This is a genomic window from Micromonospora sp. WMMD737 (assembly GCF_049179055.1).
In the GTDB taxonomy this organism is placed as follows: Bacteria; Actinomycetota; Actinomycetes; order Mycobacteriales; family Micromonosporaceae; genus Micromonospora; species Micromonospora reichwaldensis.
On sequence record NZ_JBMHMH010000001.1, the window covers coordinates 6389029 to 6410291 of the forward strand.

Annotated in this window: 2 protein-coding genes; both read left to right on the top strand. The window is 76.4% G+C overall.

Annotated features, from left to right (window positions below; genetic code table 11):
- Positions 1–2: 2 nt before the first annotated feature.
- Positions 3–10367: an SDR family NAD(P)-dependent oxidoreductase gene (locus ACN27A_RS28425; protein ID WP_421457649.1), complete on the top strand. Its 10365-nt coding sequence runs from the start codon at positions 3–5 to the stop codon at positions 10365–10367.
- A gap of 22 nt (positions 10368–10389) precedes the next feature.
- The gene (locus ACN27A_RS28430) at positions 10390–21237 is read left to right on the top strand and encodes a type I polyketide synthase (RefSeq protein WP_421457650.1); all 10848 of its coding nucleotides are present in this window, start codon (positions 10390–10392) and stop codon (positions 21235–21237) included.
- Positions 21238–21263 lie beyond the last annotated feature (26 nt).

The window sequence follows — 21263 nt, forward strand, 5'->3', positions numbered from 1 at the left end:
ACATGGCCAACTCGGAGGAGAAGCTCGTCACCGCGCTGCGGGCCTCGCTCAAGGAGAACGAGTGGCTGCGGGAGCAGAACCGCAAGCTCAACTCGACGCTGCGCGAGCCGATCGCCATCGTCGGCATGGCCTGCCGCTACCCCGGCGGGGTGCGGACCCCCGACGACCTGTGGGACCTCGTCGCCGCCGGCGGTGACGGCATCACCGGCTTCCCCACCGACCGCGGCTGGAACGTCGCGGAGCTCTACGACCCCACGCCCGGCACGCCGGGACGCTCGTACACCCGCGAGGGCGGCTTCCTGCACGACGCGGCCCAGTTCGACCCGGAGTTCTTCGGGATCAGCCCGCGCGAGGCGTTGACGATGGACCCGCAGCAGCGGCTGCTGCTGGAGACGTCGTGGGAGGCCCTCGAGAACGCCGGCATCGACCCGACCGGGCTGCGCGGCAGCGACACGGGCGTCTTCGCCGGGATGATGTACCACGACTACGCGGAGAACAACGCCACCGGCGCGATCGCCTCCGGCCGGGTGGCGTACACCTTCGGCCTGGAGGGGCCCGCCGTCACCGTCGACACCGCGTGCTCGTCGTCGCTGGTCGCCCTGCACCTGGCCGTGCAGGCCCTGCGCAACGGCGAGTGCTCGCTCGCGCTGGCCGGCGGGGTCACCGTGATGGCGACCCCGGAGACCTACGTCGCGTTCTCCAAGCAGCGCGGGCTGTCGCCGGACGGCCGGTGCAAGTCCTTCGCCGCCGCCGCCGACGGCACCGGCTTCGCCGAGGGCGTCGGCATGCTGATCGTGGAGCGGCTCACCGACGCCCGACGCAACGGGCACCAGGTGCTCGCCGTCGTCCGCGGGACGGCGGTCAACCAGGACGGCGCCTCCAACGGCCTGACCGCCCCGAACGGGCCGGCGCAGCAGCGGGTCATCCAGGCGGCGCTGGCCAACGCGCGGCTGTCGGCCAACCAGATCGACGTGGTCGAGGCGCACGGCACCGGCACCACCCTCGGCGACCCGATCGAGGCACAGGCCATCCTCGCCACCTACGGTCAGGACCGGGACCGGCCGCTGTGGCTCGGCTCGGTCAAGTCCAACATCGGTCACACCCAGGCCGCGGCCGGCGTCGGCGGCATCATCAAGATGGTGCTCGCCATGCGGCACCGGCTGCTGCCGAAGACGCTGCACGTGGACGCCCCCAGCGACCAGGTCGACTGGACCGAGGGCTCGGTCGACCTGCTGACCGAGGCCGTCGCCTGGCCCCGGGGCGCGGAACCGTCCCGCGCCGGCGTCTCGTCGTTCGGCGTGAGCGGCACCAACGCCCACGTGATCATCGAGGAGCCGCCCGCGCCGGAGGCCGCGCAGCCCACCGTGGCGGCGACCGGACCGGTGCCGTGGGTGGTGTCCGGCCGTACGCCCGCGGCCCGGCGCGAGCAGGCGGCCCGGCTGGTGGCCCACCTCGACCGGCACCCCGCCGCCCCGGCCGACGTCGCCGCCGCCCTGGCGACGCGCGCCCGGTTCGAGCACCGCGCGGTCGTGGTCGGCGCGGACCCCGCCGAACTGCGGGCCGGCCTGGCCGCCGTCGCGGCGGACGAACCCGGGCCGACCGTCGCCACCGGCGCCGTGCTGAGCGACGAGCCCCGGGTCGTCTTCATGTTCCCCGGCCAGGGCTCGCAGTGGGCGGGCATGGCCGTCGAGCTGATGGACACCGCCGAGGTGTTCGCGGACCGGATGGACGAGTGCGCCCGCGCCGTCGACGCGTTCACCGACTGGTCGCTGCTGGACGTCGTCCGGGGCGTGCCCGGCGCGCCGTCGCTCGAGCGGGTGGACGTGGTGCAGCCCGTCCTGTTCGCCGTGATGGTGTCGCTCGCGGCGCTGTGGCGCTCGTACGGCGTGCGGCCCGCCGCCGTGGTGGGGCACTCGCAGGGCGAGATCGCCGCCGCCGTCGTCGCCGGCGCGCTCACCCTCGACGACGGCGCCCGCGTGGTCGCGCTGCGCAGCCGGGCGATCGCCGCCGGCCTGGCCGGTCGCGGCGGCATGGCCTCGGTGGCGGCGCCCCGGGCGGACGTGGAGGCGCTGCTCGCCCGGTGGGGCGAGCGGATCTCCGTCGCGGCGGTCAACGGTCCCGCCGCCACCGTCGTCTCCGGCGAGCCCGACGCCCTCGCCGAGCTGCTGGCCGCGTGCGAGGCCGACGGCGTGCGGATGCGGATGATCCCCGTGGACTACGCCTCGCACTCCGCGCAGGTCGAGGCCATCCGGGACGAGCTGCTGCACGTCCTCGCCGACGTCCGGCCGCGAAGCGCCGACGTGCCGCTGTACTCCACGCTCACCGGCGAGGTCGTCGACACCGCCACCCTCGACGCCGACTACTGGTACGCGAACCTGCGCGGCACGGTCCGGTTCGAGGATGCCATCGACCGCCTGCTCGCCGACGGGCACGACGTCCTCGTGGAGATCAGCCCCCACCCTGTGCTCGGCATGGGGGTACGCGAGATCCTGGACCGCGCCGACGCCCCGGCCGCGCTCGTCGGCTCGCTGCGGCGCGACGAGGGCGGCCTGTCGCGTTTCCAGCTCTCCCTGGCCGAGGCGTACGTGCGCGGGGTCGCCGTCGACTGGTCCCCGCACACCCGCGGCGTCCCGGCCCCGCTGCCGACGTACGCGTTCCAGCACCAGCGGTACTGGCAGCTCGCGGCGGCGTCCGCCGTGGACGCCCGCGGCCTCGGCATCGACGTCGTGGGCCACCCGCTGCTCGGCGCCGCGCTCACCGTCCCGGAGCGGGACCTCGTCGTGCTCGCCGGCCGGATCAGCCTGGAGACGCACCCGTGGCTGGCCGACCACGCCGTCCTGGACACCGTCCTGCTGCCTGGCACGGCGCTTGTCGAGCTGGCCGTCCGCGCCGGCGACGAGGTCGGTTGCCCGGCCGTCGAGGAACTCGTCATCACCGCCCCGCTCGTCGTGCCGGCGCACGGCGGGGTGGCCCTGCGGCTCACGGTGGAGGCACCGGACGAGCACGGCCGCCGCGCGCTCGGCGTCTACGGGCAGACCGACACCGAGGCGAGGATCGGCATGTGGACCCGGCACGCCACCGGTGTCCTCGCCGCCGCCACGGCAACGGGGGAGCAGCTCACCGAGTGGCCGCCCGCCGACGCGCTGGCCGTCGACCTCGGCGACCTGTACGACCGGCTCGCCGGGCTCGGCCTGCGGTACGGCCCGGTGTTCCAGGGCCTGCGGGCCGCGTGGCGGCGCGGCGACGAGACGTACGCCGAGGTGGCCCTGCCGCAGGGCGTCGACGTCGACGGGTTCGGCCTGCACCCGGCGCTGTTCGACGTCGCCCTGCACGCGCTCGCCGCGGACGTCGGGGACGGGGCGGCGAAGCTGCCGTTCTCGTGGAACGGCGTGACGCTGCACGGGGCCGGCGCGACGAGCCTGCGCGTCCGGCTCACCAGGACGGGGGCGGACAGCGCGACCCTGCTCCTCGCGGACCACACGGGCGCCCCCGTCGCCTCCGTGGCGGCGCTCACCGTACGCACGGTGGCCCCGCAGGCGCTCAAGGGCCGCAGCGGCTTCGTCGAGTCGCTGTTCCGGCTGGAGCACGTGCCGCTGCCCGCCGGCCGGGGCGAGCGCGGCACGTGGCAGACGCTGGGCGACACGGCGATCTTCGGCGCGCCGCCGGTGGCGCTGGCCGACGTGGCCGCCGACACGCTCTTCCTGCCGTGCTTCTCCGCCGCGCCCGGCATCGCCGCGGTGCCCGACCTCACGGCGTACGCGCTGACCACGATCCAGCAGTGGCTCGCCGACCCCCGCCAGGCCGAGACCCGGCTCGTCGTGGTGACCCGCCCGGACGACCTCGCCGGCGCGGCGGTGCACGGCCTGGTCCGCTCCGCGCAGGCGGAGAACCCGGAGCGGATCGTCCTGCTGGAGGCCGACGACACCGCCGACGAACTGGTGGCGGCGGCGCTGGCGACGGGCGAGCCGGTGCTCACCGTCCGCGACGGCGTGGTGCGCGCGCCCCGCCTGGCCCGGGTGCCCGAGCAGGACGTCGCCGGGCCGGCGGTGTTCGGGCCGGACAGCCGGGTGCTCGTCACCGGCGGCACCGGCACCCTGGGCGGGCTGGTCGCCCGCCACCTGGTCACCGGGCACGGCGTACGCGACCTCGTGCTGACCAGCCGCCGCGGCCTCGCCGCCGCCGGCGCGGCGGAGCTGCGCGACGAACTCGCCGAGCTGGGCGCGACAGTGACGGTGCTGGCGTGCGACGTCGCCGACCGCGACCAGGTCGCGGCGCTGCTGGCGGACCACCCGGTCACCGGCGTCGTGCACACGGCGGGCGTGATGGGCGACGCCACCATCGCCACGCTCGCCCCCGACCAGCTGGCCGCGGTGCTGCGACCCAAGGTGGACGCGGCCTGGCACCTGCACGAGCTGGCCGGGGACGTCAGCGCCTTCGTGCTGTTCTCCTCGGCCGCCGGCATCTTCGGCAGCCCCGGCCAGGGCGCCTACGCCGCCGCGAACGCGCTGCTCGACGCGCTCGCAACGCGGCGCCGGGCCGCGGGACTGCCCGCCCACTCGCTCGCCTGGGGGCTGTGGGCCGAGCGCAGCGAGATGACCGCCGACGTGGGCGGCGCGCAGCTGGGCCGGATGGCGCGCAGCGGCATGAGCGAGCTGTCCAGCAAGGACGGCCTGGCGCTGTTCGACGCCGCCGTCCGGTCGGCCGACGCACTGCTCGCGCCGGTGCCGGTGGACCTCGCCGCGTTCGGCCGCGACGACCGGGAACCGCCGACGCTGCTGCGCGGCCTGGTCCGCGCCCCGGCCCGCCGGGCGGTGGGCGGCTCCTCCCTCGCCCAGCGGCTGGCCGAGGTGCCCGGCGAGCGCTGGGCGGAGGTCGTGCTGGAGGTGGTGCTCACCCGGGTCGCGTCCGTCCTCGGCTACGCCCGGGCGGACAAGCTGCCGGCCGGGCGCCCCTTCAAGGAGCTGGGCTTCGACTCGCTCACCGCGCTCGACCTGCGCAACCAGCTCGGCGCGGCGACCGGGCTGCGGCTGCCGGCGACCCTGGTGTTCGACTACCCGACGCCGGAGGCGCTGGCCGGTCACCTGGTGTCGCAGTTGGCCGGCGGGCGGACCGCGACGGCGGACGTCGCCGTGACCCGGCACGACCACGAGCCGGTCGCCATCGTCGGCATGGCCTGCCGCTTCCCCGGCGACGTGCGTACGCCCGAGGACCTGTGGCGGCTGCTGGTCGGCGGCGGCGACGCGATCGGGCCGTTCCCCGGCAACCGGGGATGGAACCTCGACGCGCTCTTCGACCCCGACCCGGACACGCCGGGCACCAGCTACGTCGACCGGGGCGGCTTCCTCCACGACGCGGCCCACTTCGACCCCGGCTTCTTCGGCATCTCCCCGCGCGAGGCGCTGGCGATGGACCCGCAGCAGCGGCTGCTGCTGGAGACCTCGTGGGAGGCGCTGGAGCGAGCCGGCCTCGACCCGACCAGGCTGCGCGGCAGCCGCACCGGCGTGTACGCGGGCGTCATGTACAACGACTACGGCACCGTGCTGAGCCGCTCCGCCGAGTCGGTCGACGGGTTCCTCTCCACCGGCAACTCCGGCGGTGTCATCTCCGGCCGGATCTCGTACACGCTCGGGCTGGAGGGCCCGACGATGACCGTCGACACCGCCTGCTCGTCGTCGCTGGTCGCCCTGCACCTCGCCATCTCCGCGCTGCGCAACGGGGAGTGCTCCCTCGCGCTCGCCGGTGGCGTGTCGGTGATGTCGACGCCGGGCACCTTCCTGGAGTTCTCCCGGCAGCGCAACCTCGCCCCCGACGGGCGGTGCAAGTCGTTCGCCGGCGCGGCCGACGGCACGTCGCTCTCCGAGGGCGTCGGCGTGCTGGTGGTCGAGCGGCTCTCCGACGCCCGGCGGAACGGGCACCCCGTACTGGCCGTGGTGCGCGGCTCGGCCGTCAACTCCGACGGCGCCTCCAACGGGCTCACCGCACCCAACGGGCCGTCGCAGCAGCGGGTGATCCGGGCCGCCCTGGCCGACGCGCGGCTGTCGCCGTCCGAGGTCGACGTGGTCGAGGCGCACGGCACCGGCACCACGCTGGGCGACCCGATCGAGGCGCAGGCCGTCCTCGCCACGTACGGCCAGGACCGGGCCACCCCCGTGCTGCTCGGTTCGGTCAAGTCGAACCTCGGGCACACGCAGGCCGCCGCCGGGGTCGCCGGCATCATGAAGATGGTGCTGGCGCTGCGCCACGGCGTGCTCCCGCAGACCCTGCACGTGGACGAGCCCTCGCCGCACGTGGACTGGTCCGCCGGCGCGGTACGCGTCGCCTCGGAGAGCGTCCCGCTCACCGCCGCCGACCGCCCGCTGCGGGCCGCCGTGTCGTCCTTCGGCATCAGCGGCACCAACGCCCACGTCGTACTGGAGCAGGCCGACCCGGCGCCGCCGGCCGACGAGCCGGCCGTGCCGTTCACGCCGTGGCTGCTCTCCGCACGGACCGAGGAGGGGCTGCGGGAGCAGATCCCGCGGCTGCGCGCCCACGTGGCCGCCGACCCGACGCTGCGCCCCGTCGACGTCGCGTACACCCTCGCCACCGGGCGGGCCGGGTTCGCGCACCGCGCGGTGCTGCTCGGCGACGAGGTGGTGACCGGCACGGCCGACGGCGGGAAGCTCGCCATGGTCTTCACCGGGCAGGGGTCGCAGCGGGTGGGCATGGCGGGGGAGCTGATGGCCTTCCCCGCGTTCGCGGCGGCGTTCGACGAGGTGTGCGCGGAACTCGACGGGCACCTTGAGCGGCCGTTGCGGGAGGTGCTGGACTCCGAGGAGGTGCATCAGACGGGGTGGGCGCAGCCGGCGTTGTTCGCGGTGGAGGTGGCGCTGTTCCGGTTGTTCGAGTCGTGGGGGGTGCGGCCGGACTTCGTGGCGGGGCACTCGATCGGTGAGCTGGCGGCGGCGCACGTGGCGGGGGTCTGGTCGCTGGCCGACGCCGCGAAGGTCGTCGCGGCGCGGGGCCGGCTGATGCAGGCGCTGCCCACCGGTGGCGCGATGGTGGCCGTACGCGCCACCGAGGACGAGGTCGTCCCGCTGCTCTCCGACGCCGTGGCGATCGCGGCCGTGAACGGGCCGGAGTCGGTGGTGCTCTCCGGCGAGGAGGCCGCCACCCTCGCCGTGGCCGAGAAGCTGTCGGGGAAGGGCCGCAGGGCGCGGCGGCTGACCGTGTCGCACGCGTTCCACTCGCCGCTGATGGACCCCATGCTCGACGAGTACCGCGCGGTGGTGGCCCAGGTGGACTGCCGGGAGCCGGCCGTCGCGCTGGTCTCGACGGTCACGGGCGGGCCCACCACGCTGGACGCCGAGCACTGGGTGCGACAGGTGCGCGAGCCGGTCCGGTACGCCGACGCCGTCGCCACGCTGGCCGCGGCCGGGGCCACCACCTTCCTGGAGATCGGCCCCGACGCGGTGCTGACCGCGCTCGGGCGCAACGTGGCCGACGGCGAGTGGATCCCGGCGTGCCGCAAGGGCCGCGCCGAGCCGGAGACCGTGGCCACCGCGCTCGCCCGGCTCGCGGTGCGCGGCACGCCCGTCGACTGGCCCTCGGTGGTGCCGGGGCGGACCGTCGAACTGCCCACGTCCGCGTTCCAGCACCAGCCGTACTGGCCCCGGGCGGGCGCCGGCACCGGCGACGCGAGCGGGCTGGGCCAGACGCGGGCCAACCACCCGCTGCTGGGCGCGGCGGTCGAGCTGCCGGACGGCGGCGCGGTCTTCACCGGCCGCCTCGCGCTGACCACCCACCCGTGGCTGGCCGACCACGCGGTGGCGGACCTGGTGCTGCTGCCCGGTGCGGCGCTGGTCGAGCTGGCGGCCCACACCGGCCGCGAGGTCGGCTGCCCGCGCGTCGAGGAGCTGACGTTGGAGGCGCCGCTGGTGCTGCCGGACTCCGGCGGCGTCCAGGTGCGCGTGACGGTGGGCGAACCGGCGCCCGACGGCGGCCGGGAGGTGGGCGTCCACTCGCGGACCGAGGACGGGGACGGGTGGACCACCCACGCGGTGGGCCGGCTGACCCCGGCCGGGACCGCCGGCGCCGACCTGCGGGCCTGGCCGCCGGACGCGGAGCCGGTCGACGTCGCCACGGCGTACGACGACCTGTTCGCGCGCGGCCTGCGTTACGGCCCGGTCTTCCAGGGCCTGACCGCGGCGTGGCGGCGCGGCGACGAGGTGTTCGCGGAGCTCACCCTGCCCGAGCAGGCCCACGACGACGCCGGCCGCTTCGGCCTGCACCCGGCGCTGCTGGACGCCGTCCTGCACGCGGTGGCGTCGACCGGCGACGGCGACCCGGTGCTGCCGTTCTCGTGGCGCGGATTCACCGTGCACGCGGCGGGCGCCGACCGGCTGCGGGCCCGGATCGTGCCGGGCGACGGCACGGTGGCCATCACCCTGGCCGACGCGGCCGGCGCTCCGGTGGCCTCGGTCGAGGCGCTGGCGGTACGCCCGGTGTCGCCCGAACAGCTGGCGGCGCTGCGCCGCGACCGGCACGAGTCGCTGCTGCGCCTGGACTGGACGCCGCTGACCGGGTCGCCCCGGCCGCGCACCCTCGCGGTGCTCGGGGAGCGGATCGACGGCCTCGACGCGCCCGCGTACCCGGACCTGGCGGCCCTCGCCGCCGCCGTCGACGCCGGTGCCGCGGTGCCCGAGGTGGTGGTGGCGCGGTGCACCCCGGACCGGGGCGTCGCGGAGGACGCGCGGGCCCGCGCGGCCACCCACCAGGTCCTCGCCCTGGCGCAGCAGTGGCTCGCCGACGAGCGGTTCGCCGCCGCCCGCCTCGCCGTCCTGACCGGCGGCGCGGTGGCCACCCGCCCCGACGGCGACGTCACCGACCTCGCCGGGGCGGCGGCCTGGGGCCTGGTCCGCTCCGCGCAGTCCGAGCACGGCGACCGGTTAGTCCTGGTCGACGTCGACGACGACCGGGCCGCCGGGACCGGCCTGTCGGCCGCGCTCGGCTCCGACGAGCCGCAGCTCGCCGTCCGCGGCGCCGATGTCCTGGTGCCCCGCCTGGCGCGGGCCGGCGCCACCGACGAGGCCGCCGCGACCGGGTTCGAGGGGACCGTCCTGGTCACCGGCGCCACCGGCGCGCTCGGCCGGCTCGTCGCCCGGCACCTGGTCGCCCGGCACGGCGTACGCGAGCTGGTGCTGGCCAGCCGCAGCGGCCCCGCCGCCGAGGGCGTGGCCGAGCTGCGCGACGAACTCGTCGCACTCGGCGCCGAGGTCACCGTCGCCGCGTGCGACGTCGCCGACCGGGCCGCCCTCGCCGCGCTGCTCGCGGCGCACCCGGTGCGCGGCGTGGTGCACACGGCCGGCGTCGTCGACGACGCCGTCATCTCCTCGCTCACCCCCGAGCGGGTCGACCGGGTGCTGCGGCCCAAGGTCGACGCCGCGACGAACCTGCACGAGCTGACCGGGGACCTGACCGCGTTCGTGCTGTTCTCGTCGGCCTCCGGGGTGCTCGGTGGGCCCGGCCAGGGCAACTACGCCGCCGGCAACGCCTACCTGGACGCGCTCGCCCAGCACCGGCGGGCGAACGGCCTGCCGGCCGTGTCGCTGGCCTGGGGCCGCTGGGAGCAGGCGGGCATGGCGGAGCAGCTGACCGAGGCCGACCTGCGGCGCATGTCGCGCTCCGGCGTCGGCGCGCTCGGAGTCGAGGAGGCGCTGGAGCTCTTCGACGCGGCGCTGCACACCGGGGGCATGGTGGCGCCCATCAAGCTCGACCACCGGGCCCTGCGGGAACGCGCCGTCGCGGGCATGGTGCCACCGGTGCTGAGCGGGCTGGTCCGGGTGCCCGCCCGGCGGACGGCCGGCGCCGACGCGGGAGCGGCCGACGCGCTGCGGCAGCGGCTCGCCGGCCGGGACGCCGAGGAGGCCGAGGCGATCCTGCTCGATGTGGTGCGTACCCAGGTGGCGGGGGTGCTGGCCTACCCGGACCCGGGCGCGGTCGCCGCCGACCGGCCGTTCAACGAGCTCGGCTTCGACTCGCTCACCGCGGTCGAGCTGCGCAACCGGGTGAACGCGGCGACCGGGCTGCGACTGCCCGCGACGCTGGTGTTCGACCACCCCACGTCGAAGGCCCTCGCCGCGTACCTGCGCGCCGAACTCTCCGGCGAGGCGGGCGACACCAACGCGGTGCTGGCCGCGTTCGCCGAACTCGACCGCCTCGAGGCGGTCCTGTCGGACGTCGACGAGCAGTCCCGCACCCGGCTGACGCTGCGGCTGCGCGACGTGCTCTCGAAGCTGGGCGGCGAGCCGGCGTCCACCGGCAACGACATCGAATCCGCGACCGACGACGAGGTCTTCGCTCTCATCGACAGCGAGCTGGGGATCTCATGACAGTGCGAGGAGGGCGACCGTAGTGGCCAACGAGGACAAGCTCCGGGACTACCTGAAGCGGGTCACGGTCGACCTGCAGAAGACCCGGCAGCGCCTGCACGAGGTGGAGGCGTCCGCGCACGAGCCGGTCGCGATCGTCGGCATGGCCTGCCGGTACCCCGGCGGCGTGACGAGCCCCGAGGACCTGTGGCGGTTGGTGGAGTCCGGGACCGACGCCACCGGCGCGTTCCCGACCGACCGCGGCTGGGACCTGGAGTCGCTGTACGACCCCCGGTCGCAGCGGGAGGGCACCTCGTACACCTCGCGCGGCGGTTTCCTGTACGACGCGGCGGACTTCGACCCGACGTTCTTCGGCATCAGCCCCCGCGAGGCGGTCGGCCTGGACCCCCAGCAGCGGCTGCTGCTGGAGGTCGCGTGGGAGACGCTGGAGCGCGCCGGCATCGACCCCGCCTCGCTCGCCGGCAGCCCCACCGGCGTCTTCACCGGCCTGATGTACCACGACTACGCGGGCAGCAACAGCTCCGGCAGCGTGGTCTCCGGCCGGGTCGCCTACACCCTGGGGCTGGAGGGGCCGGCGGTCACCGTCGACACCGCCTGCTCGTCGTCGCTCGTCGCGCTGCACCTGGCGATCCAGGCGCTGCGCCGGGGCGACTGCACCCTCGCGCTCGTCGGCGGCGTCTCGGTCATGGCGACGCCGCTGACGTTCGTCGAGTTCTCCCGCCAGCGTGGCCTGTCACCGGACGGGCGGTGCCGCTCGTACTCGGCGGACGCCGACGGCACCGGGTTCGCCGAGGGCGTCGGCGTGCTGCTGGTGGAGCGGCTGTCGGACGCGATCGAGCACGGCCACCGCGTCCTGGCGGTCGTGCGGGGCTCCGCGGTCAACCAGGACGGCGCGTCGAACGGGCTGACCGCGCCCAACGGGCCGTCCCAGCAGCGGGTCATCGAGGCCGCGCTTGTCGACGCGGGCCTGTCGACGCGCCAGGTCGACGTGGTCGAGGGGCACGGCACCGGCACGACCCTGGGCGACCCGATCGAGGCGCAGGCGCTGCTCGCCACGTACGGCCAGGACCGGGAGGACCCGCTCTGGCTCGGCTCGGTGAAGTCGAACATCGGCCACACCCAGGCCGCGGCCGGGGTCGCCGGGGTCATCAAGATGGTGGAGGCGATCCGGCGCGGCGTCCTGCCCGCGACGCTGCACGCCGAGCAGCCGTCGGACCAGGTGGACTGGACGGCCGGCAACGTACGGCTGCTGACCGCCGCCACGCAGTGGCCGCAGACCGGGCAGCCGCGCCGGGCCGCGGTCTCGTCGTTCGGGTTCAGCGGCACCAACGCCCACGTGATCGTGGAGCAGGCGCCGGCCGCCGCCGCGCCCGAGCCGGCCGCCGCGCCGGTCACGTCGCTGCTGCTCACCGCCCGCGACGCCAACGCGCTGCGGGACCAGGCGCGGCGGCTCTCCGCCGTGGTGTCGCAGGTGGAGCCGGCCGAGCTGGGTTACGCCCTGGCCACCACCCGGTCCCGCTTCGCGCACCGGGCCGCGGTGCTCGGCGGCACCGCCGAGGAACTGGCCGCCGGCCTGGGCGCCCTGGCCCGCGACGAGCAGGCCGCCAACCTGGTCCGCGGCCGGGTGGCCGACGGCGGGGTCGCGATGCTCTTCTCCGGGCAGGGCGCGCAGCGCCTCGGCATGGGCCGCGGGCTGTACGCGGCGTACCCCGAGTTCGCGGCGGCGTTCGACGAGGTGTGCGCCGCCCTGGACCCGCACCTGGACCGGCCGCTGCGCGACGTCCTCGACACCGAGGACCTGCACCTGACCGGCTGGACCCAGCCTGCCCTCTTCGCCGTCGAGGTGGCCCTGTACCGGCTCGTCCGCTCGTGGGGCGTCACCCCCTCGGTCCTGGCCGGGCACTCGATCGGCGAGCTGGCCGCCGCGCACGTCGCGGGGGTGTTCACGCTCGCCGACGCGGCCCGCCTGGTCGCCGCCCGGGGCCGGTTGATGCAGGCGCTGCCGGCCGGCGGGGCGATGCTCGCCGTGCAGGCCACCGAGGACGAGGTCGCGCCGCTGGTCGGTACGGACGCCGACATCGCCGCCGTCAACGGCCCGGACTCGGTGGTCGTCTCCGGCACCGAGGAGGCGGTGGCGGCCGTGGCCGAGCGGTTCGCCGACCGCCGCACCCGGCGGCTGACCGTGTCGCACGCCTTCCACTCGCCGCTGATGGACCCGATGCTCGCGCAGTTCCGGGCGGTGGCCGAGACGGTCTCGTACGCGCCGCCGAACATCCCGCTGGTCTCCACGGTCACCGGCGCGCCCGCGGGCGACGAGCTGGCGACGCCCGACTACTGGGTCGGGCAGGTCCGCGCGACGGTGCGCTTCGCGGACGCGGTACGCGCCGCCGCCGCGACCGGCGCCACGACGTTCCTCGAACTGGGCCCGGACTCGGTGCTCGCCACCATGGCGGCGGACTGCCTGGACGGCGACGTGCTGGCCGCGCCGGTGCTGCGCCGGGACCGCGACGAGCCGACTGCCCTGGTGGAGGCGCTGGCGCGGCTGGAGACCCGGGGTGTCACGCTGGACCCGGAGGCGTTCTACCACCGGTCCGGACGGTCCTGGGTGGACCTGCCGACGTACCCCTTCCAGCACGAGCGTTTCTGGCAGGACAGCGTGGACCCGGCCGGCTCCGGCCAGGCCGGCGACGACGACGGCCTGTGGGCGGCGGTGGACAGCGGTGACCTCGACACGGTGGTCACCACGCTCGACGTGGACCCGCAGGCGCCCCTGGCGTCGGTGCTGCCCGCGCTCTCCGCGTGGCGCCGGGGACGGCAGGAGCGCTCCGCGCTGGACCGCTGGCGCTACGAGGCCCGCTGGGAGCGCCGCCCCGGCGGCACCCCGGCGACGCTGACCGGCACCTGGCTGCTGGTGGTCGCCGACCCGGCGGCTCCGGGCGACGCGGGCGCGGCGGTGGCCGACGCGCTCACCGCGCACGGCGCCACGGTCGTCACCACCGGCCCGGCGGACCTGGCCAACCACCTCGACGCGGAACCGGCCGGCGTGGTCTCCCTCCTCGCGCTCGACGAGGCGTTCCTGCCCGGCCACCCCGGCGTCCCGGCGGGTGCCGCCGCCACCCTCGACCTGATCCGCGCGCTCGCCGGGCGGGGCGCCAGGCTGTGGTGCCTCACCCGTGGGGCCGTCGCGACCTCCCCGGCCGACCCGCTGACCGCCGTGGCCCAGTCGCAGGTGTGGGGCCTCGGCCGGGTCGCCGCGCTGGAGCTGCCCGACACCTGGGGCGGCCTGGTCGACCTGCCCGCCGAGCTGGACGGGCGCGCCGCCGCCGCGCTGGCCGGCGTGCTCGCGGGTATCGGGGAGGACCAGGTCGCGGTGCGCCCCGACGGGGTGTTCGTCCGCCGGCTGCACCGCGCGCCGGTGACCGGCTCCCCGCGCTGGCGCGGCGCGTCCGGCACCGTGCTGATCACCGGCGGCACCGGCACCCTCGGCATCGAGGCCGCCCGCCTGTACGCGCGCCACGGCGCCGAGCGGGTCGTGCTGCTGAGCCGGCGCGGCACCGCCCCCGCCGAGGCGCTCGACGAGCTGCGCGGACTGGGCGCGCAGGTCGACGTCGTCGCCTGCGACGTGGCCGACCGGGGAGCCCTGGCGGCGGTCGTCGACGGCTACCCCGACGTACGCGCCGTGGTGCACGTGGCGGGGCTGGCACAGCTGACCGGCATCGTCGACATGGACCTCGCCGAGTACGCCGACGTCGTCTCCGCCAAGGTCGCCGGCGCCACCCACCTCGACGCGATCTTCGCAGACCGCGACCTCGACGAGTTCGTGCTCTTCTCCTCCGTGGCCGGCGTCTGGGGCAGCGGCGGGCAGGCCGCCTACGCCGCCGGCAACGCGCACCTGTGCGCCCTCGCCGAGGCGCGGCGCGCCCGGGGACAGGTCGCCATCGCCCTCGCCTGGGGCCCGTGGGCCGAGAGCACGCTGGTGGACGACGACATCTCGGCCTCGCTGCGCAAGCGGGGCCTGGCGCCGATGGCCCCGGAGCGGGCCGTCGCCGCCATGCGTACGGCCCTGGCGGCCGGGGACACGGACGTCGTGCTCGCCGACGTGGACTGGGCCACCTTCGTGCCGTCGTTCACCGCGCTGCGACCGAGCCGGCTCTTCGACACCATCCCCGAGGCCGTGGCCGACGAGGAGCCGGCCGAGACCGCCACCTCGTCGGACTTCGCCCGCCGGCTCGCCGACCTGCCCGAGGCGGACCGCCTCGACCACGTCGTCGGGCTGGTCCGCACCCAGGTCGCGCTCACGCTCGGCTACGCGGGCCCGGAGGCGGTCGAGCCGGCCTCCGCGTTCAAGGAACTGGGCTTCGACTCGGTCACCGCCGTGGAGTTCCGCAACCGGATGGTCGAGGCCACCGGCGTACGGCTCTCCGCGGCCGTCGCCTTCGACTACCCGACCCCGGTCGCGCTGGCCGAGCACCTGCTGGAGACCGGTCGCACCGAGGTGGTCGTCGGCACCGTCGCCGCCGACGAGCCGATCGCCATCGTCGGCATGAGCTGCCGCTTCCCCGGGGGCGTCAGTTCGCCCGAGGAGCTGTGGACGATGCTGCGCGAGGGGCGCGACGGCATCGGCCCGTTCCCCACCGACCGCGGCTGGGACCTCGACGGCCTGTTCCACCCCGACCCGGAGCACTCCGGGACCAGCTACGTCCGCGAGGGCGGCTTCCTCGCCGACCTGCCGGGCTTCGACGCGGCCTTCTTCGGCATCAGCCCCCGCGAGGCGGAGGCCATGGACCCGCAGCAGCGGCTGGTGCTGGAGGCGTCCTGGGCGGCCTTCGAGGACGCCGGCATCGACCCGACCGGGCTGCGGGGCAGCGCGACAGGCGTGTACGTCGGCGCCAACAACGTCGACTACGCCCGGATCACCGGCGCGGCCGGGGCGAGCGCGGAAGGCTTCATGGCCACCGGCAACGCCGCGAGCATCCTCTCCGGTCGCCTCTCGTACGTGCTGGGGCTGGAGGGCCCGGCCGTGACCGTGGACACCGCCTGCTCGTCGTCGCTGGTGGCGATGCACCTGGCGGTGCGGGCGCTGCGCTCGGGCGAGTGCGCGATGGCGGTCGCGGGCGGCGTCACCGCCATGTCGACGCCGGGCGCGTTCCTGGAGTTCAGCCGGATGCGCGGGCTCGCCCCGGACGGGCGCTGCAAGGCGTTCGCGGCCGGCGCGGACGGCACCAACTGGGGCGAGGGCATCGGCGTGGTCGTCCTCGAACGGCTCTCCGACGCGCTCGCCGCCGGCCACGAGGTCCTCGCCGTGGTACGCGGGACCGCGGTCAACCAGGACGGCGCGTCCAACGGGCTGACCGCGCCCAACGGCCCCTCGCAGCAGCGGGTCATCCGGCAGGCGCTCGCCGACGCGGGGCTCTCCACCGCCGACGTGGACGTGGTCGAGGCGCACGGCACCGGCACCACGCTGGGCGACCCCATCGAGGTCGACGCGCTCTTCGCCACGTACGGCCGGGACCGCGCCGCCGAGCGCCCGCTCTGGCTGGGCTCGGTGAAGTCGAACATCGGGCACACCCAGGCCGCCGCCGGCGTCGCCGGGGTGATCAAGGTGGTGCTCGCGCTGCGGCACGGCGAACTGCCCCGGACCCTGCACGTGGCCGAGCCGACGGCCCACGTCGACTGGTCGGGCGGGGTGCGGCTGCTCGCCGAACCGCAGCCGTGGGGCCGCAACGGCCACCCGCGTCGCGGCGGCGTCTCGTCGTTCGGGTTCAGCGGCACCAACGCCCACCTCGTCATCGAGGAGGCGCCGGAGGTGCCCGAGGCCGAGCGGACGCCCGACGACGGGCCGGTCGCGCTCGTGCTCTCCGCCCGCTCCGACGGGGCGCTGCGCCGGCAGGCCGCCGACCTCGAGCCGCTTCTGGCCGAGGTGGCGCCCCGCGACCTGGCGTACTCGCTGGCGCTGCGGGCCACCCACCCGCGCCGCGCGGTCGTGGTGGGCGGCGCCGACGAGCTGCGCGCCGGCCTCGCCGCGCTCGCCGCGGGGGAGCCCGCGCCGAACCTGGCCACCGGGGTCGCCGCCGGCACGCCGGGGAAGGTGGCGTTCTCCTTCCCCGGGCAGGGCTCGCAGTGGATCGGCATGGCCGTGGAGCTGCTCGACACCGCCCCGGTCTTCGCCGCCCGGATGGCCGAGTGCGAGGCCGCGCTGGCGCCGCACGTCGACTGGTCCCTGGAGGCCGTCCTGCGGCAGGGGGAGGAGCTGGACCGGGTGGACGTCGTCCAGCCCGTCCTGTTCGCCGTCATGGTGTCGCTGGCCGAGCTGTGGCGTTCCCACGGGGTCGAGCCCGCCGCCGTGGTGGGGCACTCCCAGGGCGAGATCGCCGCCGCCTGCGTGGCGGGCGCGCTCTCCGTGGCGGACGCGGCCCGGGTCGTCGCCCTGCGCAGCCGCGCCCTGCTGCGCCTGTCCGGCAAGGGCGGCATGGTCTCCGTGCCGCTGCCGGTGGCCGAGGTGCGCGACCGGCTGGAGCGCTTCGACGGCCGGGTGACCGTGGCGACCGTCAACGGGCCGCGCTCGACGGTGGCGGCCGGCGAGCTGGACGCCCTCGACGAGCTGCTGGCGGAGTGCCAGCGCGACGGCGTGCGCGCCAAGCGCATCGACGTGGACTACGCGTCGCACTCGGCGTACGTGGAGGAGCTGCACGAGGAGCTGCGCGACGTGCTGGCCGGGCTGGCGCCCCGCCGGCCCGAGGTGCCGCTCTACTCGACAGTGGACGACCGCTGGCTGGACGACGTCGCGATGGACGCCGAGTACTGGTACCGCAACCTGCGCCAGACCGTCTGGTACGAGCCCGCCGTCCGGGCCCTGCTCGACGCGGGCGTCACCACGATCGTCGAGGTCAGCCCGCACCCCGTGCTCACCATCGGCGTGCAGGACGTCATCGACGACGCGGAGGCCACCGCCACCGTGGTCGGCTCGCTGCGCCGCGACGAGGGGGGACTGGCGCGCTTCCTGCTCTCCCTCGGCGAGGCGCACGTGCACGGCGTGCACCCCACGTGGGGTGTCGAGGGCGCGCGCCGGGTCCGGCTGCCCGGCTACCCGTTCCAGCACGAGCGGTACTGGCCGGCCGTCGGCACGGCCACCGCCGACGCGGCCGGGCTGGGGCTCGCCGCCACCGAGCACCCGCTGCTCGGCGCGGCGGTCGCGCTGGCCGACACCGACGGCCTGCTGTTCACCGGCCGCATCTCGGTGGCCGCGCACCCGTGGCTGGCCGACCACCGGGTCGGCGGGCAGGTGTTCGTGCCCGGGACCGCGCTCGTGGATCTCGCGGTGCGTGCCGGCGACGAGGTCGACTGCGGCCGGGTCGAGGAGCTGACCCTGACCGCGCCCCTGGTGCTGCCGGAGAAGGGCGGGGTCCAGGTGCAGCTGCGCGTCGGCGCGCCCGACGAGAACGGGCAGCGGCAGCTGACCGTCCACTCCCGGCCGGACGGGGTCGCCACCGACGCGGCGCCGTGGGTGCGCAACGGCGTCGGCCTGCTCGCCCCCGGGGAGCCGGCGGGCGGCTTCGACACCGCGTGGCCGCCGGCGGCCGAGCCGGTCGCGTCCGACGAGCTGTACGCCACCCTGGCCGCGGCCGGTCTCACGTACGGCCCGACGTTCCAGGGCGTACGCCGGGTGTGGCGGCAGGGCGAGGAGATCTTCGCCGAGGTGGCCCTGCCGGCGGAGGCCGCCCGGACGGCGGCCGGTTACGGCCTGCACCCGGCGCTGCTCGACGCCGCGCTGCACCCGCTCGCGCTCGTCACCAGCGGCACCGGGGCGCTGCTGCCGTTCGAGTGGAGCGGCGTCTCCGTGCACGCCATCGGGGCGACGGAGCTGCGCGTCCGGCTGCGTCCGCGCGGCCGGAACACGGTCGCGGTGACCGTCGCCGACCAGGGCAATACCGTGGTCGCCGAGGTCGAGTCGCTGGTGCTGCGGGAGGCCAGCGCCCCCGCACAGCCGGCCACGCACCACGACGCCCTGTTCCGCCTGGAGTGGACCCCGGTCGCCGCCCCCGCGACCGCGCCGGACGCCCGCTGGGCGGCCCTCGGCGGGTGCACCCTGCCGCAGGACGCCGGCCTCGTCACCGACGCGTACCCGGACCTGGCGACCCTGCGGGCCCGGGTGGCCGACGGCGCGCCGACGCCCGCCCTGGTCGTGCTGCCCTGCGCGGCCGGCGCGGCCGACGACGCCGCCGGGGCGGCCCACCGGGTCGTCCACGACACCCTCGCGGTGCTGCGCGAGTGGCTCGCCGACGAGCGGTTCGCCGACGCCCGGCTGGTCGTCGTCACCCGGGACGCGGTGAGCGTGCAGGAGGCGGCCCCCGACCTGCCCAGCTCGCCGGTGTGGGGACTGCTCCGGTCGGCCCAGAGCGAGCACCCGGACCGCTTCGTCCTGCTCGACGTCGACGACCGCGAGCCGCACCGGGCGCTCGCGGCGGCGGTCGCGGCCGACGAGCCGCAGCTCGCTGTCCGCGACGGCGTCCTGCTGGCCCCCCGGCTCGCCCGCGCGGCGAGCAGCCCCGCGCTGGCGGCGCCGCCGGCCGAGCGCTGGCGGCTGGACGTCACCGAACGCGGCACGCTGGACAACCTGGCGCTGCTGCCCGAGGCGGAGGAACCGCGTCCGCTGGGGCCGGGCCAGGTGCGCATCGCGATGCGGGCCGCCGGCCTGAACTTCCGGGACGTGCTGATCGCCCTCGACATGTACCCCGGCGGCGGCGTGATGGGCGGCGAGGGCGCCGGCGTGGTCGTCGAGACCGCGCCGGACGTGACCGCCGTCGCGGTCGGCGACCGGGTCATGGGCCTGTTCTACGGCGCCTTCGGCACCGAGGTCGTCACCGACGCGCGGATGGTCGTGCCGGTGCCGTCGGGCTGGTCGTTCGCCACGGCGGCGTCGACGCCTATCGCGTTCTGCACCGCCTACTACGCGCTTGTCGACCTGGCCCAGGTCAAGCCGGGGGAGCGGGTGCTGGTGCACGCCGCGGCCGGTGGCGTCGGCATGGCGGCGGTCCGCCTCGCCCGGCACCTCGGCGCGGAGGTGTACGGCACCGCCAGCACCGGCAAGTGGGACGCGCTGCGCGCGATGGGGCTGCCGGACACGCACATCGGCAACTCCCGCACCCTCGAGTTCGAGGAGCGCTTCGGCGCGGCCGGCATCGACGTGGTGATCGACTCGTTGGCGAAGGAGTTCGTCGACGCCTCGCTGCGCCTGCTCGGCGCGGGCGGCCGGTTCGTCGAGATGGGCAAGACCGACGTGCGGGACCCGGACCGGGTCGCCGCCGACCACCCGGGCGTCGCCTACCAGGCGTTCGACCTGCTCGCCATCGACCCGGACCGGGTCGGCGCGATCCTGCGCGACGTGGTCGCCCTGTTCGGGACGGGCGACCTCACGCCGCTGCCGGTGCGGTCGTACGACATCCGGCGCGCCCCGGAGGCGTTCCGGTTCATGTCCAAGGCCCGGCACGTCGGCAAGCTCGTGCTCACCGCGCCGCCCCGGCGGGACCCCGACGGCACGGTGCTCGTCACGGGCGGCACCGGCACCCTCGGCGGTCTGCTGGCCCGGCACCTGGTGACCCGGCGCGGGGTGCGGCACCTCCTGCTGACCAGCCGCCGTGGCCCGGACGCCCCCGGGGCCGCCGAGCTGGTGGCCGAGCTGACCTCGTACGGCGCGGAGGTCACCGTCGCGGCGTGCGACGCGGCGGACCGCGCGGCGCTGGCCGGGACCCTGGCCCGGGTGCCCGCCGCGCACCCGCTGACCGCCGTGGTGCACACGGCGGGCGTCCTCGACGACGGCCTGGTCGCCGCGCTGACCCCGGAGCAGGTCGACGCGGTGCTGCGGCCCAAGGTCGACGCGGCGGTCAACCTGCACGAGCTGACCCTGGACGCCGAGCTGGCCGAGTTCGTCGTGTTCTCCGCGGCGGCCGGCACGATGGGCGGCCCCGGGCAGGGCAACTACGCGGCGGCGAACACCTTCCTGGACGCGCTCGTGGCGCGGCGCCGGGCGGCCGGGCTGCCCGCCCGTTCGCTGGCCTGGGGCCTGTGGAGCGAGGCGAGCGGGATGACCGCGCACCTCGACGCCAACGACCGCGCCCGGATGGCCCGCGTCGGCCTGCTGGAGCTGTCGGTGGAGCAGGGCATGGCGCTGTACGACGCGGCGGAGCTGGTCGACGAGGCGCTGCTGGTGCCGATGCCGATGGACCCGGCGGCACTGCGCGAGCTGGGCCGGTCGGGCCTGCTGCCCGCGCTGCTGCGTGGCCTGGTGCGGGGCCCGTCCCGACGGTCGGTGGAGCAGGCGGCACAGTCGCCCGGCGCCCTGCGCGACCACCTGGCGAGCCAGAGCGGCCCGCAGCGGCGGCACACCGCGCTGGAGTTCGTCAAGGCACAGGCCGCCGCCGTGCTCGGCCACGCCGGCGCGAGCGCCGTGGACCCCGACCGGCCGTTCACCGAGCTGGGCTTCGACTCGCTCACCGCTGTCGAGTTCCGCAACCGGCTGAAGGCGGCCACCGGCCTGAAACTCTCCGCCACCATGGTGTTCGACCACCCGACCGCCGCGGCGCTCACCGACCACCTGCTGGCCGGGCTGGCCCCGGCCGAGGTGGACCCGGCCGCAGGGCTGTTGGCCGAGCTGGACCGGCTGGAACGCTCGTTCGCCCAGGCCGGTGCGGCGGGTCTGGAGGACGCGGTCAAGGCACGGATTACCGATCGGTTGCACGCGGTGATGTCGAATTGGCGTGGCAGGTCCGACGTGGACGCCGAACCCGACGGACCCGACGTGGGCCTGGTGCTGAAGACCGCCTCCGCCGACGAGCTGTTGCGGTTCATCGACGACGAACTCGGCGCCGCCTGAACCGGACGCGCTGAGGAGGGCTTACT

Excerpts from the sequence above, each read along its gene's own strand:
- ACN27A_RS28425 (WP_421457649.1), top strand. The coding sequence starts at position 3 with ATGGCCAACTCGGAGGAGAAGCTCGTCACCGCGCTGCGGGCCTCGCTC.